The organism is Rhizobium sullae (assembly GCF_900169785.1).
Taxonomy (GTDB): domain Bacteria; phylum Pseudomonadota; class Alphaproteobacteria; order Rhizobiales; family Rhizobiaceae; genus Rhizobium; species Rhizobium sullae.
The window spans coordinates 59549-84146 of the sequence record NZ_FWER01000006.1 but is presented as its reverse complement, the minus strand read 5'-3'; the positions used below and the strand labels follow the sequence as shown (position 1 = coordinate 84146).

The following is a 24598-nucleotide window of genomic DNA, read 5'->3' as shown; positions in this document are numbered from 1 at the left end:
CGATATGATCAAAATCGCGCATTTCTCTGAAAATTGCTGCCAAATACTTGACGCCATACCGTTCGCAAGTCCACGATTGAATGAACACGTTTTCAATTCCGGCCTGAACATTTCAATGAGCGAACGAAACGACAGAAAAGTGACCCGAGCGACCGCCGATCTTGTGGCGCGTGAAGCCAATGTTTCGCGGATTGCCGTTTCGCGCGCGTTCAACCCCAATGCATCTTTGAAGCCTGAAAAGCGCGATCGCATTCTGAAGATTGCCCGGGAGTTGAACTATACGCCGGATATGGCGGCGCGTTCCCTGGTGACAAGACGTTCGCATCTTGTCGGCATGATCGTGCCTGACGTCTGCAGCCCGTGGGAAAGCCAGGAAATCGACGCGCTGACGACTGCCTTGCAAGCGGAGGGTTTTGCGACATTGCTGTTCAAGGTCAAGGCCGACTTCAGCATGGACCAGACCCTGCTCACCTATATGCGCGGATTCAATCCGGATTCGGTGATTGCCTTCACTGAGAATGTGGAACCGGCCGTCCTTAGTGGATTTCTCGATCGCGCCGTGCCGGTCTACATCATTTATGACGATGCGGAAGAGTTTGCCGCGAAGCGATCTACCAGTCTCTACGACCGGCTGGTCGTGCGGCAGAAGGAGGGCATCGAGCAGGCCGTTGCATTGCTGCAAGGTTATGGCGCCCGCCGCGTTGCCTATCTTGGCGGCAAGCGGCAGTCGCTCGCCAATACCGAGCGCGAGCGCATTATCACGCAGGTTCTGGCCGAGCGCGGAATGGCGCCGCCGGTCGTCGTACCTGGCGATTACACATACGACACCGCCTACCGTGCGACGCTCGACCTCTTTCGTGTCGGTGATGGAGCCGACGCAATTTTCGCCTCCAACGACGTCGCTGCGTTCGGTGCAATCGATGCGTTGCGCCACGAACTTTCCCTGTCGGTGCCGGGCGACGTCAAGGTCGTCGGCTTTGACGACATCCCGCAGTCGCATTGGAAAAGCTACAACCTCACCACCGTCCGGATCGATCTTGCAGATCGGGTCCGGGCGCTCGTCCGGCTGATCCTCAGGCGGCTAAAGACACCCGGCGCCGACCCCCTGGTCGAGACGCTGAGCACACGCCTTGTCGTGCGCGGCACGGTGGGCTGAATGGAATGCGAATGACAGAAAAGCGCGTGCATCTGGTCTTCAAGACCCATCTCGACATCGGCTTCACCGACCACGCCGAAAAGGTCCGCCGCCAGTATCATGAGCGCTTCATTCCGCAAGCGATCGAAACCGGCGCGCATTTCTACGCAGAAAATCCCGATGCCCCGAAATTCATCTGGACCACCGGCGCGTGGCTGATCTGGGACCATCTGAATTCGTGCGCGCCGGAAGAGGTGGCAAAACTGGAGCAGGCGATCGAGCGCGGCCTGATCCGCTGGCACGGCCTTCCGTTCACGACCCATACGGAGCTCATGTCGCCGGATCTTTTCCGGGCCGGGCTTTCTTATTCGCAGGAATTGGATCGCCGCTTCGGCAAGAAGACGATTGCTGCCAAGATGACGGATGTGCCAGGGCATACGCTCGGCATGGTGCCGCTGCTGGCCGAGGCCGGGCTCCGTTTCCTGCATCTCGGCGTCAACACCGCCTCGCCGCCGCCGGAGGTGCCCGATATCTTTCGCTGGCGCGCACCCGGCGGCGAAGAAATCGTCGTCATGTATCAGCGCTCCTACGGCGAAACATACTTCCCGGACGAGTTTGCGGATGGTCTCGGCTTTGCGCACACAAGTGACAATATAGGCCCGCAAAGCGTGCCGCAGACAGCCGACGTCTATCGGCAAATGCACCAGCGTGACCCGGACGCCACCATCCGTGCCGCGACACTTGACGATTACGGCGCGCTTCTTTGGGAAGCGCGCGAACGCTTCCCCATCATAGAATTCGAACTCGGCGACAGTTGGATCCACGGCAGTGGCAGCGATCCGCAGAAAACCGCGCAGTTTCTCGCCTTGCAGAGGATCTACGACCGCTTCGCAGCAGAGGGCCTGAATTCCAGCCGCCTCGCATTCGGCCGAAAGCTGACGATGGTTGCAGAACATACCTGTGGCGTCGACATCAAATCCTATCTCCGCGACGATCAGGCCTGGTCCCGCAAGGATTTCGAAACGGCCCGAAAGAGCGATTACCGCTTTGCCTACACCGAGGCGTCCTGGGAAGAACAGCGCGCCTATCTCGATGACGCCGTCCGGCAGTTGGATGGCGCGGATGCAAAGGCCGCGCAGGCCGCCCTTGCCGAGCTTTCTACACCTGCATTGATCTCGGGGATCTCGGGCAGGGAGCAGACGACCCGCCTGACCGTCGACGGCTGGACCATCGATCTCGATCCTGTAACGGGCGACATTTCCGCTCTTGTGGCGCCTGCCGGCAGGAAGATTGCCGGCCGGGGCGGATCGCTGATCGCCTATCGCTACGAGAGCTATGATGCCGGCGATGTCGCCCGGCATATGGATACATACCTCACGCACCGTCAGGAATGGGCGATCCTCGATCACGACAAGCCGGGCCTTGCCCGCTCCGGTGCAGCCTTATCGAGGGCCCATATGCCGACATTGGAGAGGGCCTTTCCGGCAGGCGTGCTGCTTGCGATGCCTGAAGAAGCGGTCAGCCGATCCGGTGCGCCGGCCCGTGTCACGCTGCAATTTTTATCGCGTGGCGATGCGCTCGAGCTTCGGCTGACAATGTATTCAAAAGCGGCAAACCGCATGCCGGAGGCAAGCTTTCTTTCCTTCACGCCGGAGGCGGAGGCCGAATGGAGCCTGCGCAAGATGGGGCTCTGGCACAAGTCGGGGAACATTGCTCGAAGCGGCGGCGCTCAACTCCAGGCCGTCACCGGCGTTCGCGCCAATATGGATGGGGCCTTGCTGTCGATCGAGCCGCTCGATACGCCGCTTGTCGCGCCGCAAAGTTGGGATTTCATGACTTTCTGCAAGGAACGTCCTGATTTCGCAGACGGTGTGCGTTTCAACCTGCACAACAACAAATGGGGGACGAATTTCCCCATGTGGTGGGAGGGCGATTTTTCGGCGCGCTACCGGATCACGGTCACATAGGTGCCCCAGGGCATATTTTAGGTCACGGAAATACAGTAGCCGCCGGATACCAATGTCGTGAGAAATTACATTGGCAGCAGCCGAAGGATCGCTGTTATGTGCGGCAAAGCTTTCTGAATGCGTTAGTCGCGGCCGTTGCTCTTGCGCTGACGTCCCCGTCAGAAGGAACGGGGAGGGTGCCGATGACCCGCCTGATCTGCAGATCGCCGATCAGCAGGCTTATAAACCACTCGGCCGCCAGGCTTGCCGACGGCGCAGCCATCGCGCCGGTCTCTAGGCCGCGCTCGATTAATTTCTCGATCAGCGGAAAGACGGAATCGCGGCCCGCGGCGGCTATCGTCGCACCAAGTTCGCCGCCATCGTCGGCAGCGGCAGCTCTGTTCAGGGAAATCGCTTTCTCCCCAAGAAGCATCGAAAGCAAGATCGGAGCGACCGCCTCAAGGGCCGTCAAAGGATCGGCTCTATCCATAACCGCCGCATCAAGCGCCGCCTTCGTTGCCTTGGCATTGCTTTCGACCATTGTCTTGAACAAGGCATTCTTGTCTGCGTACCAGCGATAGAGCGTTTCGTTTGATGCTTTCGCCTCCTTAGCAATGGCGAGCATGGAAGTGCCGCCATAGCCTCTCTCTCGCAGAAGCTTATAGGCCGCCTTCTCAATTGCGGCGCGACGCTTGGCTTTAATCTCTTCCTGCATTCCAACCTCCGAAATCCCTTGACTGGAACCGTACACATCTATACGCATGGGTAAAGGTGTACAGATATGTACGGATAGGAGGAGGGCAAATGCCCAGGGTGGTTACCGGATTTGCGGTCATGTCGATCGTCTTCTGCGGGGCGATCTTCGGATTCTTTTATGCTTGGGTTTGCTCCACAATGTGGGGCCTCGATCAAGCCGACCCACGCGTGGCGATTGCGGCCATGCAAGCGATGAACGCGTCGGTTCGCAACATGGTTTTCTTTCCGGCGTTTTTCTGACGCCAGCTGTTCTGGGGCTGACCGCCATCCTAACGAATTTCAAGGGTCATAAGGTGTCTGCGTGCTGGTTTGCATCGGCGACGGGCGTCTATCTGATATTCGGCCTCTTTCTCACGCTCACAGTGAACGTACCCATGAACAAAGCGTTGTCTGAGATCGCCCTGCCCGATGACGTCGAGACTGTGCGCAAGATATGGCGTGATTACTCACAAAGATGGCAGTTCTGGAATCAGGCGAGAACTGCCGCCTCAGGTATCGCGCTGGCTTTTGCGGGTTTAGGTCTCGCGAAGTTGTAAGGAAGCGGACTGGACGACCGCATGGATCGGACCTTCTTATCCGTTGTGCCATTCCGGATACTAATATATTACTCCTTGTAAATCTCATGGGGACGGCAATCAATTGCTGTTTCCTGCAGTGTTTTGACGGAGCGATTTGATGGGCGAAACGCGTAAAAAGCGCTCCTTAGCAGGTGTTACGCACTTCTCCCATCAACGCGCCACGGCACCCCGGGCCGCGACCCTCGTCTACAATGCTTTGCGCAACGACATCCTTTCGCTGCGTCGCAAGCCGATGGATCTGCTCAGCGAGAAAGCGCTCGAGGCACAGTTCGGCGTCAGCCGGACGCCGATCCGCGAGGCGATCCTGCGTCTATCCGACGATGGCCTCGTCGATATCTTTCCGCAATCCGGCACGTTTGTTTCACGCATTCCGCGCCATGCGCTCTATGAGGCGATCCTCGTGCGCAAAGCTCTCGAGACGACCACTGTCGGCCTTGCCGTCGAGAAGATGACGCCCGCCGGCATCCGTCTGCTCGATCGCAATGTCGATGATCTTGGCGCCTGCCTTCGCGATGGCGACGTGACAGCATTCCACCTGTTTGACAAGGACTTCCACAAGCTGATCAGCGATATCGCCGGTTTCCCCGGCATCTGGGCAATCATCGAGCAGGTCAAGGTGCACAGCGACCGTTACCGCCTCCTGACGCTGCCACGGGAAGGCCGCCTTGCGCGCGTCATCGAAGAGCATTCGGCGGTCATCGGCTGCATGCGCAACGGCGACAAGAAGGGTGCCGTAGAGGCTATGGAACTCCATCTCGGCAGGCTTCTATATGAGGTCGAAAGGGCCGAAATCTGGGATCAGAATTACTTTATCGAGGATGCGAAAAACCCCTTGGTATCCGCTGAAAAGAAAGGACATTTTCAATGAAAGTCGACGTAAGACACGCTTCGCACCCCGAGGCCGTTCGCGGCTACGACACCGACACGCTCCGCCACCACTTCCTTGTCGAGAGCGTCTTTGAAGGCGGCGAAATCAGGCTTACCTATTCGCATTACGACCGCATGGTGATCGGCGGCGCAATGCCGCTCGGCTCGGCGCTGGAATTGACGGCGCCAAAGGCAATCGGCCAGGACACCTTTCTTGCGGAACGCGAACTCGCCGCGTTGAATATCGGCGGAGCCGGTCGCATGGTGGTCGGCGGCAAGGCCTATGATCTTGCTAAATACGATTGCCTCTATGTCGGCAAGGGTACGATCGATATCTTCTTCGAGAGCGACGACGTCAATAATCCGGCGAAGTTCTACCTCGTTTCGACGCCGGCACATCAATCGCATCCAACGGTGCTTCTGACGCGCGAACAGGCGCGGCATCTGACGTTAGGCGAGGCAACGACTGCCAACAAGCGATCGATCTACCAGTTCATCCATCCCGAGGTCTGCCAGTCCTGCCAGCTCACCATGGGCCTCACCATTCTGGAACCGGGCAGCATCTGGAATACCATGCCGAGCCACATCCATGACCGGCGCATGGAAGCCTACCTCTACTTCGACCTCGATGCCGACCAGCGCGTCTTCCACTTCATGGGCGAGCCGCAGGAAACCCGGCACATGCTGCTCGCAAACGAGCAGGCGATCATCTCGCCGCCCTGGTCGATCCATTCAGGGGCAGGCACCAAGAACTACAGCTTCATCTGGGCAATGGCCGGAGACAACAAGAGCTTCACCGACATGGACCACATCGCGATCGCGGATCTGAGGTAAGTCCAATGGCAAACCCTTTCGATCTTTCCGGCCGCGTTGCCATCGTCACCGGCGCCAATACCGGGATCGGCCAAGGCATTGCCGTGGCGCTCGCGGAAGCGGGCGCCTCGATTGCTGCCGTCGGCCGTTCGTCCATGGATGAAACCGGGTCGATGGTCACGAAGGCCGGCGCGCGCTTTCAGGTCATCAAGGCCGATCTCGGCACGATCGAGCCGGTAAAGCGCATCGTCTCTGAAACGCTCTCGACCTTCGGTGCCCTCGACATCCTCGTCAACAATGCCGGCATCATTCGTCGCGCGGATGCGATCGACTTCACCGAGGAGGACTGGGACGCTGTCATCGACGTCAACCTGAAGACCGCCTTCTTCCTGTCTCAGGCGGCTGGTCGCCACATGATCGAGAAGGGCAGGGGCAAGATCATCAACGTCGCCTCGCTGCTCTCCTTCCAGGGCGGCATCCGTATCCCGTCCTATACGGCCTCAAAAAGCGGCCTTGCGGGCATCACAAGGCTGCTTGCCTGCGAATGGGCGGGCAAAGGCGTCAACGTCAACGCGATCGCGCCTGGCTACTTCGTCACCAACAACACGACGGCGCTGCGGGAAGATCCGGATCGCAATGCCGCCATCCTGGCGCGTATTCCTGCGGCGCGCTGGGGAGCACCTGCCGAGCTTGGGGGTGCTGCCGTGTTTCTGGCGTCGTCGGCATCCGACTACGTCCACGGCACGATCCTGCCCGTCGATGGCGGGTGGCTGGCGCGCTGAACGATTCGCACCCTCCAGACGCAGGCCCTTGGTCAAGCGAAGCTTCGGCGATTCCTCAGACGAGGCCCTGCGCCCGCTTCCGATAGACCCCGGGGTCCGGGATCGGCACGGCGGCGATGAGCGCTTGCGTGTAGTCGTCCTTTGGACTCTCGAAAATCTCCCGCCGCGTTCCCGTTTCGACGATCCGGCCGCCACGCATGACGGCAACGTGGTGCGACATACGCTCGATGACCGCCATGTCGTGCGAGATGAAGAGATAGGCAAGACCGATCGTCTCCTGCAGTTCGAGCATCAGATCGAGTACGCGAGTCCGCACCGATACATCGAGTGCGGCAACGCTCTCGTCGGCGACGATTAGCCTTGGCCCGACAGCGAGCGCACGGGCGATGCAGATACGCTGGCGCTGACCGCCGGAAAATTCGTGCGGGTAGCGCGTAGCGGCATCCGGCGTCAGGCCGACGCGCCGCAGCAGATCGGCGACACGATCCCGCCGCTCACTCTTGCTGCCTATGCCGTGGATAACCATCGGCTCGGCGATCGCTGCACCCACCGCCATGCGGCTGTCGAGCGATGCATAGGGGTCCTGGAAGATCATCTGCGCCGACCGCCGCACCGGCCGCATCGATCGCTGGTCGAGACCCGCGATGTTTTGGCCGTCAATCAGTACGTTGCCGGTGAAAGGAATAAGGCCGAGGACTGCCTTGCCGGTCGTCGACTTGCCGGAACCGCTTTCGCCGACAAGGCCAAGCGTTTTTCCCGGCAGAATATCGAAGGATATGTCGTTGACGACCTGAACAGGCGCCTTGCCCTTGAAAATACGGCCGACGGGGCTGCCGTAACTCACGTTCAGCCCGCGCACATTCATAACCGGCGAGCGGTCGCTGCGCTCCGGTTCGATCGTGATTGGGGTCACCCGCGGCGGGCCGTCGGTTCCGGCGAGCGCGCCGAGGCGCGGCACGGCGGCGAGCAATTGTCTCGTATAGGCTTCCTTCGGCCGACTGAAAATCGCAGGCGACGGACCCTCCTCGACGATGCGGCCGTTCTGCATAATGGCAACGCGATCCGCCATTTGCGCGACCACGCCCATGTCGTGTGTGATCAGGATGATCGAGGTGCCGAATTCTGCCTTGAGTTCCCGCATCAGCTTCAGAATCTGCGCCTGGACTGTTACGTCCAACGCAGTGGTAGGCTCATCAGCGATCAGCACCTTGGGCTGGCAGGAAAGCGCCATGGCGATCATCACGCGCTGACGCATGCCGCCGGAAAGTTCGTGTGGAAACTGCTTGATGCGTCTTGCCGGTTCGGTGATCTGCACGGCGTCGAGCATCCTCAGCACCACGGCTTCGGCATTTTCGCCACCCTGATGCTCCCGGATCGCCTCTGTCAGCTGCGCGCCAATCGACATGACTGGATTCAGTGACGTCATCGGCTCCTGAAACACCATGGCGATATCGCCGCCGCGCACACTGCGCATCGCGCGGTTGGAGAGCGTCAGAAGATCACGCTTGCCAAGCAGGATGCTACCGGAGGTGACGCGCAGCGAGGTCTTCGGCAAAAGCCCCATGACGGCAAGTGACGCCACCGATTTTCCGGAGCCGGATTCCCCTGCGATGCAAAGCGTCTCACCGCTTGTAAGATCAAAGCCGACGTCCCTAAGCACCGGCGTCAGGCCTTCGGGCGTCAGGGCATCGACGCTGAGGTTTCGAACGGAAAGAATAGGCGCCCCAATCGAAGACAAGATCACGCGAATACGATCCTCGGGAAGTAGAAGGAAACCACCCAGTTCGGCTGATCGACGATTTCGCTGATGCGAAGATCCCCGCAGACCGAGCAGAGCAGGTAGGCATCGATGGCGTTCATCCCATGTTCGGCGCTGAGCAGGTCGATCATGCGCATGACGCTTTCGCGTGCGCCCGTCATCAGGTCAGGACCGATGCCGGTCGTGACTTCATAGCCTGCCCCATCGAGATGCCGGGTAACCGGCTCGGTTGTCGTAAAGCGCGGCGTCTGGAGCCTCGCGTCCTTGACGAGTTCGATCGTCGCCTCGACGTTCATCTGGCTTTCGATCGCCGTGCCGCAGACTTCGCCGTCGCCCTGCGCGGCATGGGTGTCGCCGATCGAAAAGAGTGCGCCTTCGACCTCGACCGGAAGGTAGAGCGTCACGCCGGCCGTCAGATCGCGAATATCCATGTTGCCGCCGACTCGGCGAGGCGGCACCACCGAATGCGTGCCGGCCTCGGCCGGAGCAAGGCCGATCGTGCCGGCGAACGGCTTCAGCGGTACACGGCCGCCGGGGCCATAAAGTGCCGGCACCATGCTGTTGGCGTCATAGGACCAAACATGCAACGCCGGGTCCTTGAACTGATCGGCAAGCAGACCAAAACCCGGAATATTGGCGGTCCAGCCGACGCCCGACGGGACGAATTTGCGGAGCGTCACCTTCAGCGCATCGCCGGGCTTGGCGCTTTCGACGTAAACCGGACCGGAAACCGGGTTGATCTTGCCGAAATCGAGATTATTCAGGGTCTCGAGCGTCGCATCGTGGCCAAGCTGGCCCCCGGAGGAATCCAGGCATTCGAAGTGGATCGTCTCGCCGGGCTTGGCGATCACGGCCGGTGCGAAGTTCTTGTTCCAGCCGAAATTGTGCTGGGCGCGGTGAATGGTGTGAGTGCAGGCGATGCACATGGGGTGTCTCCCTCGCTTTATGGTCGCCTTCCCGTGGGCCGGGAAGGCGTTCGATCCGTTCAGGGTCTACTGATTGACGTAGATCGCGTCGTAGTTGATGACGCGCGTCGGATCGATGTAGATGTTGTCGGCGCCGCCCATGCGCAGCGACTTTGCAACGACGCGGCGCTCGTTGATCACCGGGACCCACGGCGCATCAGCCATGATGTCGGTGAAGATCTTGCCCCAGGCAGCGGTGCGCTCTGCGACCTTTGCCGGGTCGGACATGGAGTCGGCCGCAACCGCCCGCTTGTCGAGGTCGGCGTTGCAATACCAGGACCAGTTCCAGCCGCCCGGAACCGCGCCGGCGCAGCCGAGGATCGGGCCGTAGAAGTTCGACGGATCCGGGAAGTCAGCGATCCAGGCCATGCCGCCCGACCAGATCATCGGCGCTTCGCCTTCCGTGCCGCCGGCCGAAATGACGTTGGCCTGGGCAAGCGCGCGGATTTCGGCCTTAATGCCGACGGCTGCCAGATCCTGTTGCAGCGCCTGCGCGATGCGTGGCTGCGGGTCTGTGTTGGTCGAGTAGAGCGTGGTTTCAAAGCCGTCCGGGAAGCCTGCTTCGGACAGCAGCGCCTTTGCCTTCTCAACATCGTAGGAGTAACCGGCAAACGACTTGTCATAGCCGGGCATCAGCGGCGGCAGCGGCTGGGTGGCGGGTGTGGCGCGGCCGTTGAGGATGCGCGTGATACGCTCCTTGTTGATCGCCAAGTTGACGGCCTGGCGAACCTTGACGTTGTCGAGGGGTTTCACTTTGGTGTTCAGCGTCACATAGCCGGTATGCAGCTGTTCGCCGTCGACGATCATCTGCGGGCCCTCGGCCGAATTCTTGATTTCAAGGAACTTTGCCGGCGGAATGCCGTCGCCGGCGATATCGACCTCGCCCTTCTGAAGGCGAAGCAGCGCCACCAGCGGCTCCTGGCCGACTTCGACGGTGAAGCTGTCGATATGCGGCGTGTCCTTGACGTAATAATCCTTGTTGCGCTCGAAGATGAGCTTCTGACCGATCGTCCAATCCTTCAGGACGAAGGTGCCGGAGCCGACCGGCTTCTTGCCGAAATCACTGGCTGCTGCCTCGACCGCCTCCTTCGGCACGACCGAGGCGAAGTTGATTGCGAGAACATGCAGGAATGTGGCGTCGGGGCGGGAGAGATTGAAGACGACCGTGCCGTCGTCGGGTGCCTCGATGCCGGAAAGTGTGGCCGCCTTGCCGCCCGTCACATCTTCAAAGCCCTTGATGGCGCCAAAGAAGCCGGCGCCGGGCCCCTGCGTCTTCGGATCGACGGCCCGTTCGATGGAATATTTGACGTCGGAGGCGACGACTTCGCGGCCGTTCGAGAATTTCACGCCCTTGCGGAGCTTGAAGGTATAGGTGAGGCCATCCGGCGAAACGGCATTGCTTTCGGCGAGCGAGGGCACCAGGTTCGGCGTGCCGGGCTCATAATCCATCAGCCGGGAATAAAGGCTCTTGATCATCGACCAGTTGACCCAGTCGTAGCCGATTGCCGGGTCAAGCGTGGTGATGTCGTCCTTATAGGTGACGATGATATCGCCGCCCTGCTTGGGCGTTTCCTGCGCCATGACCGAGAGCGGAGCGAGCGCCATCATCGTTGCCGCGGTTGTGTGTTGAAGCCAGTGTTTGAACATCGTGGTTCCCCTTCTTTGGTTGCTGTCAACGTGTGCGGATGCGCGGATCGATGACCGGCGCGATGAGGTCGGCAAACAAATTGCCGATGACGATGGCGAGCGCCGAAACCAGCGTGACGCCCATGATGATCGGGATATCCACCTGCTGGATCGCCTGCCATGCGAGCTGGCCGATGCCCGGCCAGCCGTAGACGGCTTCGACGACAACCGCGCCGCCCATGAACTGGCCGATGTCGATGCCGATCATGGCGATGATTGGCAGGACGGCGTTGGGAAGTGCATGGCGGAAGATGATGCGGCGGGACGAGAGCCCCTTGGCACGTGCGGTGCGGACATAATCCTGGTTGAGCACGTCGATCATGGCCGAGCGCACCATGCGCGCATACCAGCCGGCGCCGAGAATACCGAGGGTGGAGGCTGGCAGTACCACATGGGCGAGCGTGCCGTAGCCGCTCATCGGAAACCAGCCAAGCATCACGGCAAAAACGTAGAGCAGGAGAAGTGCCACGACGAATTGCGGCGCTGAGACACCGACGAAGGAGGCCATCATCACCAGCCGGTCGACGAAGCCGCCGCGGCGCACGGCTGCGATCGTGCCGAGGATCAGACCGAGCGTCACTTCGACCAGGATACCTGCGAGCATCAAGGTTAGCGTAGCGGGCAGGCGTGCGGCAATCAGCGTTAAGACCCCGGTCTTCTGCGCATAGGAGCGGCCGAGATTGCCGGAAAGCAGATTGACGAGATAGGTCCAGAACTGCACGAGCAGCGGCTGGTCGAGGCCGAGCTGGGCGCGGATATTGGCAACCGTCTGTGCCGTGGCACTTCGGCCAGCGATCATGCGGGCCGGATCGGCCGGCAATGCATAGAGCAGCAAGAAAGTGATGGCGGCAACGCCGAGGAGGATCAAAGCGGCCTGCATGAGACGGCGGAGAACGAGAAAAGCCATCAGCCTCTCCCCCGCTGCGTCGGATCGAGGATATCGCGGAGCGCATCACCGACGAGATTGAAGGAAAGGGCCGTCAAGAGAATGATCGCGCCGGGAAAGAAGACGAGCCAGGGAGCCGCCTGGAAATAGCTCTGGCTTTCGAAGATGATATTGCCCCAGGAGGGCTGCGGCGGCTGAACGCCGATGCCGAGAAAGGAAAGTGTGGCTTCGAGAAGCACGGTCGTGGCGATTCCGAGCGTTCCCCAGACGATGGCCGTCGGGATCAGGTGCGGCAGGATATGCATGAAGAGAACGCGTAGATGCCCTGCACCGAGCGAGCGTTCGGCCATGATGAAGTCGCGCTCGGCAAGGCTACGGGTTTCCGTGTACACAATGCGCGCCACCTGCACCCAGTTGACGAGCGCGATCACCATCGCAACGATCCAGAGGCTTGGCCTCAGGAGAGCCGCGAGCATGATGGCGAGAAGCAGCGCCGGAAAGGCCGTCATCAGATCGGTGAAGCGCATCAGCACGTTACTGGCGAAGCCTCGAAGATAGCCGGCGACAATGCCGACGAAGAGACCGATTGCCACTGCGATCCCGTTTGCCACCAGACCGATGACCAGAGAGGTGCGGGCGCCGAAGAGCAGGCGCGAGAAAAGATCGCGGCCGAGCGTGTCCGTTCCGAGCAGGAATTGGCCCCCCGGTGGCAGCGGCGCTCCATCGAGCGACAGGCCGTCGAACATTTGGTCGCCGGGGTTAAAAGGAGCAAACCAGGGCGCACCGAGTGCAAGGACGATGACAAAAGCAACGACGACGAGGCCGAAGAGTGCCGATGGCTGACGCATGATGGCTTTGAGAACACGCATCACCCGGCCTCCGGCAAGGGCTCGGCACCACCGAGAATGAAGGCGGCGATCTGCTCCATCGGCAGGCGGCGGCGCATCGCACAATCGCGAAGGATCGCGTAGGCGCGTTCTTCGTCAATGGCGCGAACGCTCATCAGCTTTTCGACGGCGGCATGAACGAGCGGGCGCAGCCGCACGCGTTCTTCCAGATATCGCAGCTGCGCGGCAGCTTGCTTGCGCTCCTCGTGGATCGAGACCGCCATGACCAGAGCGGGATAGACGGCGGAGGTGGCAATCGGCTTGGCGATGATCGCGCCCGCACCCTGTTGCAGTGCCCAGGCGATGCGACCCGGCGCTTCAGAACCGAGCAGCGCGACCACGGGGCAGGGCACCGCTCCGTTCCACGGCAAGAGATCGTCCCAGCCCTGATCCGCATCGACGATCACCAGATCTGGCAATTCGGCGGCCGAAAGCGGCGCCCATTGCTGTGTCGAGCGAATACCGAGCAGGCGCAGTTGGCGCATCAGCCTTTCGGTGTTGCCATCCTCGCGGTGGATGACCGCAACATGCCAGCCTGTGAAATTCGGCGTGTCTCTCATGACACCACCCGCAGTCTCGGCGCTGCCTGCCTGCTACGTCCAGTAAGATAGGGGTCGGCGGCGAGCGGCGGACGGGAGGTGACGATATCGAAGCCGTTTTCCGAATTGATGCGGCCGAGGTGAAACGGCAGCGCTGCATGGTTTGTCTCTGGATCGATCGAAAGGTTGCCAAAGACCGTCGGCCACGCATTGCCATAGAGCTCGCGGCGGACAGCTGCCGGCTCGTCGCCGCCTGCAGCGAGGATGGAGTCGGTGCAGAGCCTGACGGCCGTATAGGCGCTGGCAAAGACGCCGGAAACGCGGCGCCCCGCGCCATGTTGCGCAGCAACGCGAGCCTTGAATGCGGCGTTTTCCCGCGTGCCGAGATTGTCGAAATAGGATGCGGCGCAAAGCTGGCCTATGGCGGCCCCCGCCGTGATGTCATCCAGCTCGCATTCCATCAGGTCGCAGCTGACGACCGGGCAGTTTTCGGCACTAAAGGTCGGATCGCGGTCGCCGAGCTTCTTGATTGCCTCAAGGAATGCATAGCTCGAAGGGCCGATAAGATTGTTGAGGATGAAGCTCGGACGGCGCTGCTCGATATCGGCAACGATACGGTCGACCGCGGTTTCTTCGAGTGGCAGATAGCGTTCGCCGAGAATTTCGCCGCCGGTATTGGTGATAAGCTCGCGGGCAAGCCGGTTCATCTCCCAGCCCCAGACGTAGTTTGCGCCGACGAGATAGGGGCGGGCGCCGAAGCGCGGGATCAGGTGTTCGAAGAGCGGGATCAGGTGCTGGTTTGGGCAGCCGCCGAGATAGATGACGTTCTCGTTTGCCTCGAAACCCTCATAGGGGCACATGTACCAGAGAAGTCCGTCATGTTTTTCCACAAGCGGAATGACTTCCTTGCGCGCGGCGGACGTGATCGTCCCGACGATATGGCGGCATCCGGTGCGCAACAGGTGGCGGGCACCTGCGAGATAGGCGGCAAGATCCGCATGCGGATCAAAGAAGACCGGCTCGATCATCCGCCCGGCTGCTTCTGCAAACTCCTCCATCGCAAACTCTGCGCCGGCGCGCGCATCGCGGCCCATCGATCCGTAGGGTCCGGTCGTCGAAAAGAGAATGCCGACCTTCAGCGCTTCATTCATGCGGAATCCCAAAAACCAAAAGCCCCACGACGCGGTCCCATCGGCGATGGGGCGTCATGGGGCGAAACTGCCCGGCGACTATCGAAGTCATGTGATCGCGGCCAGCAATTTGCCTAATCCGCAGGCTTGAATAAAATACAGGCAGTTCGGCTTGTCAAGGGCGCCAGACATGCAGGCTCTGCTTTTGTTGAGAGGGGATCCCATTCCATCAGGACCACCTTGAAGTCATTGACATTGGGTCTTGAACCGGTCTGGAGAAGGCCGCCGATCAAGGCGAAGGCCGAGCAGCCATTCCCTTCGTCTTGACACCAGCAACACTCGACTCTAACCTTTCCTCATTCACCAGGGGGGTCCCGGCAAGGGGCTGAGATACTGCTGACGTGCGCAGTGACCCGTTGAACCTGATCCAGTTCATACTGGCGTAGGGACGGTGCGAGCGCGTAAAAGGCTTTGGATTCACGCGTGGAATCCGGGCCGGCGTCTTTCCATCATTCCGGCTGAGGACTGGGTCTCCAATTGCAACTTGGAGCCTCAAACCATGAACATTGCCGCAAAGAACCTCACCCCGACCGTTACCACCGGCCCCCTGCCGGCATCCCGGAAGATCTACATTCCAGGAGAGATTCATCCTGACGTCCGGGTGCCGATGCGCGAAATCAGCGTCCATCCGACTTCGGGCGAACCGCCGGTCAGCGTCTACGATTCCTCCGGCCCCTATACGATCGAGGGCGCTGACATCCGTATCGAGGAAGGCTTGCCTCAGCTCCGGCGCGACTGGGTGCTCGCCCGCGGCGATGTCGAGGCTTATGACGGCCGCCATGTGCGCCCGGAAGACAACGGCTTTGCCAGTGGAGAGCGGCTAACGCCCGAATTTCCAGGCCAGCGTCAGCCGCTGCGGGCCAAAGGTGGCAAGGCTGTCACGCAGCTTGCCTATGCGCGCGCTGGCATCATCACGCCGGAGATGGAATTTATCGCCCTTCGCGAAAACCTCGGCCGTAAAGCGCAGGGCGAGCCCACGGTCCGCGACGGCGAAAGCTTCGGCGCCCATATCCCCGACCACGTCACACCGGAATTCGTCCGGCAGGAAGTGGCAGCGGGCAGGGCGATCATCCCTGCCAACATCAATCATCCGGAAGCCGAACCGATGATCATCGGCCGGAACTTCCTGGTTAAGATCAACGCCAATATCGGCAATTCCGCCGTCACTTCGTCGATGGCCGAAGAGGTAGAAAAGATGGTCTGGGCGGCGCGCTGGGGCGCCGATACCGTCATGGATCTTTCGACGGGGCGCAACATCCACAACATCCGCGAATGGATCATCCGTAACTCGCCGCTGCCGATCGGCACCGTGCCGCTCTACCAGGCGCTGGAGAAGGTCGAAGGCATTGCCGAGAACCTCACCTGGGAGGTCTATCGCGACACGCTGATCGAGCAGGCCGAGCAGGGGGTCGACTATTTCACGATCCATGCCGGCGTACGCCTCCATTACATTCCGCTGACCGTCAACCGTGTGACCGGCATCGTCTCGCGCGGCGGGTCGATCATGGCGAAGTGGTGTCTGCATCATCACCGCGAGAGTTTCCTCTACGAGCACTTCGAAGAGATCTGCGACATCTGCCGGGCCTATGACGTCTCCTTCTCGCTCGGCGACGGCCTGCGCCCCGGTTCGATTGCCGACGCCAACGATGCGGCGCAATTCGCCGAACTCGAAACCCTTGGCGAATTGACGAAGATCGCCTGGGCGAAGGACTGCCAGGTGATGATCGAAGGGCCCGGGCACGTCCCGATGCACAAGATCAAGGAAAACATGGACAAGCAGCTTGCCGTCTGCGGCGAGGCGCCCTTCTATACACTCGGGCCGCTGACGACCGATATCGCACCTGGCTACGATCACATCACCTCAGGTATTGGGGCTGCGATGATCGGCTGGTTCGGAACGGCGATGCTCTGCTATGTCACGCCGAAGGAGCATCTGGGTCTTCCCGATCGCAACGACGTGAAGACCGGCGTCATCACCTACAAGATCGCAGCCCACGCCGCCGATCTCGCCAAGGGACACCCGGCCGCCCGTCTGCGGGACGATGCGCTGTCGCGCGCCCGCTTCGAGTTTCGCTGGGAGGACCAGTTCAATTTGTCGCTGGACCCCGAAACAGCGCGTTCCTTCCACGATGAGACCCTGCCGAAGGAGGCCCATAAGGTCGCGCATTTCTGCTCGATGTGCGGCCCGAAATTCTGCTCCATGCGAATTTCGCATGACATCCGCGCTGAAGCGCAGAAGGAGGGGCTGGACGCGATGGCGGCAAAATACCGCGAGGGCGGCGATCTCTACATGCCGGTCGAAGCCCTTCAGCATTCGGACGACTGAGATGCGCGTGCTTGTCAAAGGGGCCGGCGTCGCCGGCCTCACCGTTGCGCATGAGCTCTGCAGCCGCGGCGCCCACGTGACAGTCGTGGATCCGAATGAAGGTCTAGATCGCGCCGCATCCTGGCTCGCCGGCGGGATGCTGGCGCCCTGGTGCGAGCGGGAAAGTGCTGGCGAGGCAGTGCTACTGCGCGGCCTCGATGCCGCCGATCGATGGGATGTGATGGTGCCGGGAGAGGTGCGACGGAACGGTACGCTCGTGGTCGCGCCAGCCCGCGATCTTGGTGAACTGGAGCGCTTTTCCGGCCGCACGACAGGTTATAAATGGCTGGATGAAGAGGCTATTGCCGGGCTGGAACCGGCCCTTGCCGGTCGCTTCAGGCAAGGCCTGTTCTTCTCCCGTGAAGTCCATCTCGATCCGCGCCGGGCGCTCACGAGGCTGCGGGAGAGGCTTGCGACGCAGGGGGTTTCGTTCCTTGGTGACCCCGGCGAGCGCGACTTCGATGATTGCGTCGATTGTACGGGCGCGGCGCAGATCGGCAAGGCCGACGGCCTGCGCGGCGTTCGTGGCGAGATGCTCTATTTGAAGACCCACGAGGTCGACCTCGCCCGCCCGGTTCGCCTGCTGCATCCCCGCATCCCCGTCTATGTCGTTCCGCGCGGCGACGGACTTTTCATGGTCGGCGCTACGATGATCGAGAGTGACTTCGATGGGCCGGTTTCGGCGCGCTCGTTGATGGAACTGCTGAATGCCGCTTACGCGCTCCATCCGGCCTTTGCGGACGCAACCGTCGTTGAGACCGGAGCCGGAATCCGCCCTGCTTTTCCCGACAATTTTCCCCGCGCGTTCCGTCACGGAAACACGGTTTTCCTCAATGGTTTCTATCGCCACGGTTTTTTGCTGGCGCCGGCGATGGCGGCCGAGGCGGCCGACCTTGTCTTCAGCAGACCCGAACAGGAAGGAATGTACCCATGAGACTGATCGTCAATGGCGAACCTCAGGATATCACCGCCAAGACGCTCTCCGAGCTGCTGACGCTGATGGAATACGAGGGTGAGTGGCTCGCGACCGCCGTCAATGGTGAACTCGTCCACCGGGAGGATCGTGTCGGCCATGCTCTTCATGAGAACGACCGGATAGAAGTCCTGACCCCGATGCAGGGAGGTTGACCTATGCTGAACCTCTATGGAACCGAAATCGCGTCCCGTCTTCTGCTCGGCACGGCCCGCTATCCTTCACCGGCGATCCTGACTGAGGCCGTCAAGCGATCGGGAACCGAGATCGTGACTGTCTCTCTACGCCGCGAGACCGCCGGCGGCCGGAACGGCGGCGCGTTTTTCGAGATGATCCGAGCGCTCGGCGTGCGCGTGCTGCCCAATACCGCCGGCTGCCACGGCGTTTCCGAAGCGGTGCTGACCGCCAAGATGGCGCGCGAGGTGTTTCAGACCAACTGGATCAAGCTGGAGGTGATCGGCAATCACGATACGCTGCAACCCGACGTCTTCGGACTGGTCGAAGCCGCGCATGTTCTCGCCGGTGAGGGTTTCGAAGTCTTCCCTTATACCACCGACGATCTTGTGGTGGCGGAACGGTTGATAGACGCGGGCTGCAAGGTGCTCATGCCCTGGTGCGCGCCCATCGGAAGTGCCGCAGGACCTCTCAATCTCTCGGCCCTTCGGGCGATGCGCGCGCATTTCCCTGATGTGCCGCTGATCGTCGACGCAGGCATCGGAAGGCCATCGCATGCGGCAACGGTCATGGAACTCGGCTTCGACGCCGTGCTCCTCAACACGGCTGTTGCCATCGCCGGTGACCCCGTCGCCATGGCCGATGCATTCGCCAAGGCGATCGAGGCGGGCAGGCAGGCATTTGGCGCCGGCGTGCTGGAACCGCGCGACTTGGCGGTGCCTTCGACACCGGTTATCGGAAAGGCGGTCTTCGCATGAGGCTCGATCCTTTCTATCTGATCGTCGATAGCGCCGAATGGATCGCCCGACTGGTGCCGCTCGGCGTCAAGCTCGTGCAGCTCCGCATCAAGGACGGGACTGAGGCCGAGATCCGTGGCGATATCCGCAAAGCAAAGACAGTCTGCTGCGCGCATGGATGCCAGCTGATCGTCAACGACTACTGGCAGCTGGCGATCGAGGAGGGATGCGATTTCCTCCATCTCGGCCAGGAGGATCTGGCTGGTGCCGACCTTCGTGCGATCCGCGCGGCCGGTTTGAAGCTGGGGCTCTCGACCCACGATGATGTCGAGCTGGAGACAGCGCTCGCAGCAGAACCGGACTACATCGCGCTTGGTCCTGTCTATCCGACGATCTTGAAGCAGATGAAATGGGCGCCGCAAGGGCTGGGACGGCTTAGTGAATGGAAGGCGCGGATGGGCAATCTGCCGCTTGTCGCCATCGGCGGGCTCAATGTCGACCGCATCGACGGTGTCTTTGCCCATGGCGCAGACAGCGCTGCGGTGGTGACCGACATCACGCTGAACAGCGATCCGGAGGGGAGAACCGGGCAGTGGCTGGAAGCCACTGCGAGATGGAGACGCTGATGGTCTTCATGGTCGCATCTCGCACGTGAAGAGAGCTAACTTATAAACGAGGACGTCCAGGGAGCAGGTCAACCGGGCGTCTGATCGCGGGAGGTCGGCGTGGAGGCTTTCGCGGCCTGGGTGCGCGCCCATGGCGACCGGCTCTAACTTTCGACGATCACCATCGCCGAGATCGAAGCGGGCATTGCCCGTGCAGTCAGGACCGCCGCGACAACGAAGGCGGAGAACCTGCGCCGCTGGTTGTCGGCGGTCGAACATTTCTATACCGGGCGCATTCTGCCGTTCGGCATAAAGGAGGCCCGCCATGCCGGCTTGATCCTCGATCAGGCGCGAGCCAACGATCCCCGCTTCTAGGATATTGCTATTGCGTGCACCCCTCCGCGCACGGCCTTACTGTTCTGACAGCCAATGAGCGTCATTTCGAGCCGCTCGGCGCTTCCTGACCGGCTTTCATTCGCTCATTGGGCGGAATAGTGAGCGTCATCAGCTCTTGGCGCGTGAGACGCCTAGCGACCCTTCGCCATCGGAGAATTCGAGCACCCGGAATTCGGGGAGTGGCAGTATTACAGGTCCCATACCGGCGCAAAACAACCCTTGGGAGGATGCCGAAGGCGGGCGCTCGCAACTGTCGATATGATGTCGGCAGATGCAGCGGCACTCAAGATGATTGCAACACCATTTATGATCCGGCGTCAATAAACTCCGGGAGAAGAAAGAGTTGACGCGACTAGATTCTTGCGACCGCGATCAGAAGTCCTGCCCAGAACAGCGCGGCCATCTCAGCCGCAACCAGAAAACCGAAAACTGTGTCGTTCATCGCGTCCTCCCGCCATCGACACTTGCTTATTAGCAGAGCGAGATAATGGCGAGTATCGCAAAATTTAACGATGAAGTGGGTTTGAATCGATGGGCACAATACCGCACGAGGCTGCCGCTTTGTATCCGCCTGCCCGCGGAGCTTAGTGATCGCGAAACGGCAACGGGCGACCGGAATATGGTTCGAGAGTATACTCTTCCAAGTTCTTCCCGCAACAAGACCCGCGCGGGCCAGGGCGAGCTCGCGGAATAGGGCGGCGGTTGCTGCTTTGTCCTTTCGCGGCATATAGCCCATCCCGGTCTGAATGGCATATCGCCACGCCGGCAAGATCGTCGAGACGGCTTGCAGCGCCGAGCGATTCGAAGATCAAGACAGCTTGCCTAGAGTCCTTCTCGCGCTCTGCAACTCCAATCTTGTCGACCAGCCGTCGAGTGAAACGCCTATATGTGCAATGCGTGGCCGAGTGCTTTGAGGGCTGCTTCCTGGATCGCTTCGCTGCGCGTTGGGTGGGCATGGATCGTGCCGGCGATATCCTCAAGGCGCGCGCCCATTTCCATCGCATGCGCGAAGGTCGCAGAAAGCTCTGAAACGCCGGCGCCGACGGCCTGCAGGCCTAGGACGAGATTGGTATCGGTGCGCGCAACCACGCGCACGAATCCTTCTTCCGAATACATCGTCATGGCGCGCCCGTTGGCACTGAAGGGAAACTGGCCGACGCGGATGTCATAGCCCTGGGCACGGGCCTCGCCGGGTGAAAGACCCGCTGTGACGATCTCCGGATCGGTGAAGCAGACCGCTGGAATGCAACGCTTGTCCCAGGCCCGTTTCCGGCCGGCAACGATCTCGGCCACCATTTCGGCCTGTGCCATGGCGCGATGGGCAAGCATCGGCTCGCCCGTGACATCGCCGATCGCATAGATGCCGCGCATTGAGGTACGGCAGCGCTCGTCGATCCGCAGGTAAGGCCCTGAACGGTCGAGATCGAGTTCTTCGAGGCCCGATCCCGCGGTTTTCGGTTTGCGTCCGACGGTGACGAGCATGCGGTCAGCCGGCAGCTGCTGTTCGTGCCCGTCCGCCGTTTCGACAAGGAGCGTGTCGCCGTTGCGGGAAGGGCCTTTCGCCTTTGCGCCCGTCAGCACGCGGATGCCAAGTTCGCCGAGCTTGCGTAGCACCGGGCGCACGAGATCGGCATCATATTGCGGCAGGATCTGCGGCATCGCCTCGACGACGGTCACCTCGGAACCCATCTTGGCAAAGGCGGTGCCGAGTTCGAGGCCGATATAGCCGGCGCCGACGACCACGAGCTTCTCTGGCAGATCCCTGAGCGACAGGGCCTCGGTCGAAGATATGACGCGGCCGCCAAACGGAAGGGCTGGGAGTTCGACCGGCTCCGAGCCGGTGGCGATGACCACGGTGTCGGCGCGGATGATCTGGGCGCCGGTCTCGGTCTCAACCTCCACGGTCTTGCCGTCGCGAAAGGCCGCGTGCCCGTGGACGATCTTGACATTCGCCTTGTGGAGCAGCGTCGATACGCCGCTGGTGAGCCGGCCGACGATGCCGTCCTTCCAGCCGATGGTCTTTGCAAGGTCGATGGCAGTGTCGCCGACCCGGATGCCGATCGGGCTCCTGCCGGCGGCCATGCGGCGGACGGCGGCGAACTCCTCTGCCGCATGGATGAGTGCCTTGGAGGGGATACAGCCGACATTCAGACAGGTCCCGCCCGGCTTGCCGGTCTCGACGATGACGGTGTCGATGCCGAGTTGTCCCGCCCGGATGGCGCAGACATAACCGCCGGGACCGGCGCCGATGACGAGGAGCTTGCAGAAGATCTCTTTCATGGATCTCAGCTTTCGATGAAAATGAGTGCCGGCGTTTCGAGAAGAAACCGGATGCGCTGGACGAAGGTGGCCGCGTCCCATCCGTCGACGATGCGATGGTCGAAGCTGGAGGAGAGGTTCATCATCTTTCGCGGCACGAATTGCGTGCCGTCCCACACCGGGCGGACGGCGATCTTGTTGACACCGATGATCGCGACTTCGGGATGATTGATCACCGGCGTCGAGACGATGCCGCCGAGCGCGCCGAGGGAACTGATGGTGATCGTCGAGCCGCCGAGTTCGTCGCGTGTCGCCGAACCGGTGCGTGCTGCCTCCGCCAGTCTGTTCATCTCGCCGGCGCAATCCCAGATACTGCGCGCCTCGGCGTGCCGCACGACAGGCACCATCAGCCCAGCGGGCGTTTGTGCTGCAATGCCGATGTGGACGCCCGCATGACGGGTGAGCATGCCTGCGTGATCGTCGAAGGTGGCGTTGAGGTTCGGCTGTTCGGCAACCGCCTTGACGATCGCCCGCATCAGGAAGGGCAGGACAGTAAGCTTCGGCTGCTCCTTCTTGCGGTCGCGGTTCATGGTAGCCCTCAGTTCCTCCAACGCCGTCATGTCGATTTCCTCGACATAGGTGATGTGCGGAATGCGGGAGGCAGACAACGACATCTTCTCGGCGATGCGGCGCCGCAGGCCGGTAAGCTTGATCTCCTCGGTCGCAGTCTTCCTTGCCGGAGCTTGCGCCGGTGAGGGCACTGCGCCGCGCGCGAGAAACAGGTCGATATCCTCGCGCAGGATACGGCCGGCGGGACCGGTTCCCGTCACCTGCCTGAGATCGACGCCATGCTCCAGGGCAAAGAGCCGGACGGCCGGCGAGGCGAGCGGCTTTTCGGCAGGCATCGCTGCGGCTGTACGAGGCATGATCTCGGGTTTCGGTTCCGTTACCTTTACGGGTTCCACCGCAGGCGGCAACGGCTCAGCCGCCCTTGTGGACGTTATGGCCGCAGGGATTTCCGCCTGCACCTTGCCGCCTTCTCCAGCCGTCTCGATGCGCACCAGCGGCGCCTTGACGGCGACGCGGTCGCCGATCTCGGCGCCGAGCCAGACGACGGTTCCGGTAACGGGAGAGGGTATTTCGACCGTTGCCTTGTCCGTCATAACGGCGGCGATCACCATGTCTTCACGCACCGGGTCGCCGGCCTTCACGTGCCATTCGACGAGCTCGGCCTCGGCAACGCCTTCGCCGACATCGGGCATCTTTATGACAAATTCGCCCATGACTCAGGCCTCCATGACTTCGGCAAGCGCCCGCCCGACACGCGCCGGCCCCGGGAAATAGTCCCATTCCTGCGCGTGCGGATAAGGCGTGTCCCAGCCGGCAACGCGCACGACCGGCGCTTCCAGATGATAAAAGCAATGCTCCTGCAGCAGCGACACGACTTCGGCGCCGAAACCGGACGTAAGGGTTGCCTCATGGACGACGACGCAGCGGCCGGTCTTTGAGACCGACCGGACGATGGTGTCGAGGTCGAGTGGCAAGAGACTGCGCAAGTCGATCACCTCGGCATCGATGCCCGCATCTTCGGCGGCGGCAAGCGCCACATGCACCATCGTGCCATAGGCGACCACCGTCACCGCCGATCCGGTGCGCCGGATCTCTGCCTTGCCGATCGGGATCGTGTAATGGCCTTCCGGCACTTCGCCGAGCTCATGCTTCGACCAGGGGGTGACAGGCCGTTCGTGATGACCGTCGAAGGGTCCATTGTAGAGCCGCTTCGGCTCCAGGAACATCACTGGGTCCGGATCCTCGATGGAAGAGATGAGCAGACCCTTTGCATCAAAAGGGTTAGAAGGCACGACGACCTTCAGGCCGCAGACATGGGTAAAAAGCGCCTCCGGGCTCTGGCTGTGCGTCTGGCCGCCGAATATACCGCCGCCGGTCGGCATGCGCAGCACGATGGGGCAGGTAAAATCGCCATTCGAGCGGTAGCGGATGCGGGCGGCCTCCTGCGTGATCTGGTCGTAGGCCGGATACATGTAATCGGCGAACTGGATCTCGACGCAGGGTTTCAGTCCGTAGGCCGCCATGCCGATCGCCGCGCCGACGATGCCGGATTCGCTGATCGGCGTATCGAAGCAGCGCGTTTTGCCGTATTTCGCCTGAAGTCCCTGCGTGCAGCGGAAAACACCTCCGAAATAGCCAACGTCCTCACCGAAGACCACCACGTCGTCGTCGCGCGCCATCGACACGTCCATGGCGCTGCGCACGGCCTCGATCATCGTCATCCTGGCCAT

Annotated in this window: 23 protein-coding genes and 1 riboswitch; of the genes, 12 read left to right on the top strand and 11 right to left on the bottom strand. The window is 61.4% G+C overall.

Going from position 1 to position 24598, the window contains the following annotated elements:
- Positions 1-115 precede the first annotated feature (115 nt).
- Together BN1800_RS07585 and BN1800_RS07580 are read left to right on the top strand one after the other, a co-directional pair.
- The gene (locus BN1800_RS07585; protein WP_027511631.1) at positions 116-1156 is read left to right on the top strand and encodes a LacI family DNA-binding transcriptional regulator; all 1041 of its coding nucleotides are present in this window, start codon (positions 116-118) and stop codon (positions 1154-1156) included.
- Between the two features lie 11 nt (positions 1157-1167).
- Entirely contained in the window at positions 1168-3102 is a 1935-nt protein-coding gene (locus BN1800_RS07580) for a DUF5054 domain-containing protein (RefSeq protein ID WP_086996148.1), read from the top strand.
- Between the two features lie 94 nt (positions 3103-3196).
- Here the strand turns inward: BN1800_RS07580 and BN1800_RS07575 are convergent, their stop codons facing one another.
- Complete coding sequence (locus tag BN1800_RS07575; protein WP_027511629.1) at positions 3197-3796, bottom strand: TetR/AcrR family transcriptional regulator; 600 nt, start codon at positions 3794-3796, stop codon at positions 3197-3199.
- Positions 3797-3915: 119 nt separating this feature from the next.
- Here BN1800_RS07575 and BN1800_RS43610 point away from each other — a divergent pair, with 119 nt between their 5' ends.
- The 5 genes from BN1800_RS43610 (at position 3916) to kduD (ending at position 6877) form a co-directional block, all read left to right on the top strand.
- Positions 3916-4077, top strand: coding sequence for an anthrone oxygenase family protein (locus BN1800_RS43610; protein ID WP_342210298.1), 162 nt, complete (start codon positions 3916-3918; stop codon positions 4075-4077).
- 53 nt (positions 4078-4130) lie between these two features.
- Entirely contained in the window at positions 4131-4373 is a 243-nt protein-coding gene (locus tag BN1800_RS43605; RefSeq protein WP_342210297.1) for an anthrone oxygenase family protein, read from the top strand.
- Positions 4374-4512: 139 nt separating this feature from the next.
- Positions 4513-5283: a GntR family transcriptional regulator gene (locus tag BN1800_RS07565; RefSeq protein ID WP_027511627.1), complete on the top strand. Its 771-nt coding sequence runs from the start codon at positions 4513-4515 to the stop codon at positions 5281-5283.
- Positions 5280-6116 (top strand): 5-dehydro-4-deoxy-D-glucuronate isomerase, encoded by an 837-nt coding sequence (gene kduI / locus BN1800_RS07560; protein WP_086996145.1) that lies wholly within the window; start codon positions 5280-5282, stop codon positions 6114-6116. Before BN1800_RS07565 ends, kduI begins: the two co-directional genes overlap by 4 nt.
- Positions 6117-6121: 5 nt before the next feature.
- On the top strand, positions 6122-6877 hold the full coding sequence (gene kduD, locus BN1800_RS07555) for a 2-dehydro-3-deoxy-D-gluconate 5-dehydrogenase KduD (RefSeq protein WP_086996143.1): 756 nt from the start codon (positions 6122-6124) through the stop codon (positions 6875-6877).
- Positions 6878-6932: 55 nt separating this feature from the next.
- Here the strand turns inward: kduD and BN1800_RS07550 are convergent, their stop codons facing one another.
- From BN1800_RS07550 to BN1800_RS07520, 7 genes are all read right to left on the bottom strand, one after another.
- Positions 6933-8621, bottom strand: a complete 1689-nt coding sequence (locus tag BN1800_RS07550; RefSeq protein ID WP_086996140.1) for an ABC transporter ATP-binding protein — start codon at positions 8619-8621, stop codon at positions 6933-6935.
- Positions 8618-9562: an acetamidase/formamidase family protein gene (locus tag BN1800_RS07545; protein WP_027511623.1), complete on the bottom strand. Its 945-nt coding sequence runs from the start codon at positions 9560-9562 to the stop codon at positions 8618-8620. The genes BN1800_RS07550 and BN1800_RS07545 overlap by 4 nt, the downstream gene beginning before the upstream one ends.
- 66 nt (positions 9563-9628) lie before the next feature.
- Positions 9629-11248: an ABC transporter substrate-binding protein gene (locus tag BN1800_RS07540; RefSeq protein ID WP_086996138.1), complete on the bottom strand. Its 1620-nt coding sequence runs from the start codon at positions 11246-11248 to the stop codon at positions 9629-9631.
- Positions 11249-11273: 25 nt separating this feature from the next.
- Complete coding sequence (locus tag BN1800_RS07535; protein WP_086996135.1) at positions 11274-12194, bottom strand: ABC transporter permease; 921 nt, start codon at positions 12192-12194, stop codon at positions 11274-11276.
- A complete protein-coding gene (locus BN1800_RS07530; protein WP_027511620.1) occupies positions 12194-13042 on the bottom strand; it encodes an ABC transporter permease in 849 nt (282 codons plus the stop codon). Before BN1800_RS07530 ends, BN1800_RS07535 begins: the two co-directional genes overlap by 1 nt.
- Positions 13042-13620: an ANTAR domain-containing response regulator gene (locus BN1800_RS07525; RefSeq protein WP_027511619.1), complete on the bottom strand. Its 579-nt coding sequence runs from the start codon at positions 13618-13620 to the stop codon at positions 13042-13044. The genes BN1800_RS07530 and BN1800_RS07525 overlap by 1 nt, the downstream gene beginning before the upstream one ends.
- A complete protein-coding gene (locus BN1800_RS07520; protein WP_086996132.1) occupies positions 13617-14750 on the bottom strand; it encodes a transporter substrate-binding protein in 1134 nt (377 codons plus the stop codon). Before BN1800_RS07520 ends, BN1800_RS07525 begins: the two co-directional genes overlap by 4 nt.
- A 334-nt stretch (positions 14751-15084) precedes the next feature.
- A riboswitch (TPP riboswitch) is annotated at positions 15085-15196 on the top strand.
- Positions 15197-15288: 92 nt separating this feature from the next.
- Between BN1800_RS07520 and thiC the strand changes: the two genes are divergently transcribed.
- From thiC to BN1800_RS07495, 5 genes are read left to right on the top strand one after another with little or no spacing between them, the layout of a single operon-like run.
- A complete protein-coding gene (gene thiC / locus BN1800_RS07515; RefSeq protein WP_086996129.1) occupies positions 15289-17115 on the top strand; it encodes a phosphomethylpyrimidine synthase ThiC in 1827 nt (608 codons plus the stop codon).
- A 1-nt stretch (position 17116) separates the two neighbouring features.
- Positions 17117-18088, top strand: coding sequence for a glycine oxidase ThiO (gene thiO, locus BN1800_RS07510; protein WP_086996126.1), 972 nt, complete (start codon positions 17117-17119; stop codon positions 18086-18088).
- Positions 18085-18282: a sulfur carrier protein ThiS gene (gene thiS / locus BN1800_RS07505; protein ID WP_027511615.1), complete on the top strand. Its 198-nt coding sequence runs from the start codon at positions 18085-18087 to the stop codon at positions 18280-18282. Before thiO ends, thiS begins: the two co-directional genes overlap by 4 nt.
- Before the next feature lie 3 nt (positions 18283-18285).
- A complete protein-coding gene (locus tag BN1800_RS07500) occupies positions 18286-19059 on the top strand; it encodes a thiazole synthase (protein WP_086996123.1) in 774 nt (257 codons plus the stop codon).
- Complete coding sequence (locus tag BN1800_RS07495; protein ID WP_086996120.1) at positions 19056-19664, top strand: thiamine phosphate synthase; 609 nt, start codon at positions 19056-19058, stop codon at positions 19662-19664. The genes BN1800_RS07500 and BN1800_RS07495 overlap by 4 nt, the downstream gene beginning before the upstream one ends.
- 1257 nt (positions 19665-20921) lie before the next feature.
- Here BN1800_RS07495 and lpdA read toward each other — a convergent pair.
- From lpdA to BN1800_RS07475, 3 genes are read right to left on the bottom strand one after another with little or no spacing between them, the layout of a single operon-like run.
- The gene (gene lpdA, locus BN1800_RS07485; RefSeq protein ID WP_086996117.1) at positions 20922-22319 is read right to left on the bottom strand and encodes a dihydrolipoyl dehydrogenase; all 1398 of its coding nucleotides are present in this window, start codon (positions 22317-22319) and stop codon (positions 20922-20924) included.
- Between the two features lie 5 nt (positions 22320-22324).
- Positions 22325-23581, bottom strand: coding sequence for a dihydrolipoamide acetyltransferase family protein (locus BN1800_RS07480; RefSeq protein WP_086996115.1), 1257 nt, complete (start codon positions 23579-23581; stop codon positions 22325-22327).
- Between the two features lie 3 nt (positions 23582-23584).
- Entirely contained in the window at positions 23585-24598 is a 1014-nt protein-coding gene (locus BN1800_RS07475; protein ID WP_086996112.1) for an alpha-ketoacid dehydrogenase subunit beta, read from the bottom strand.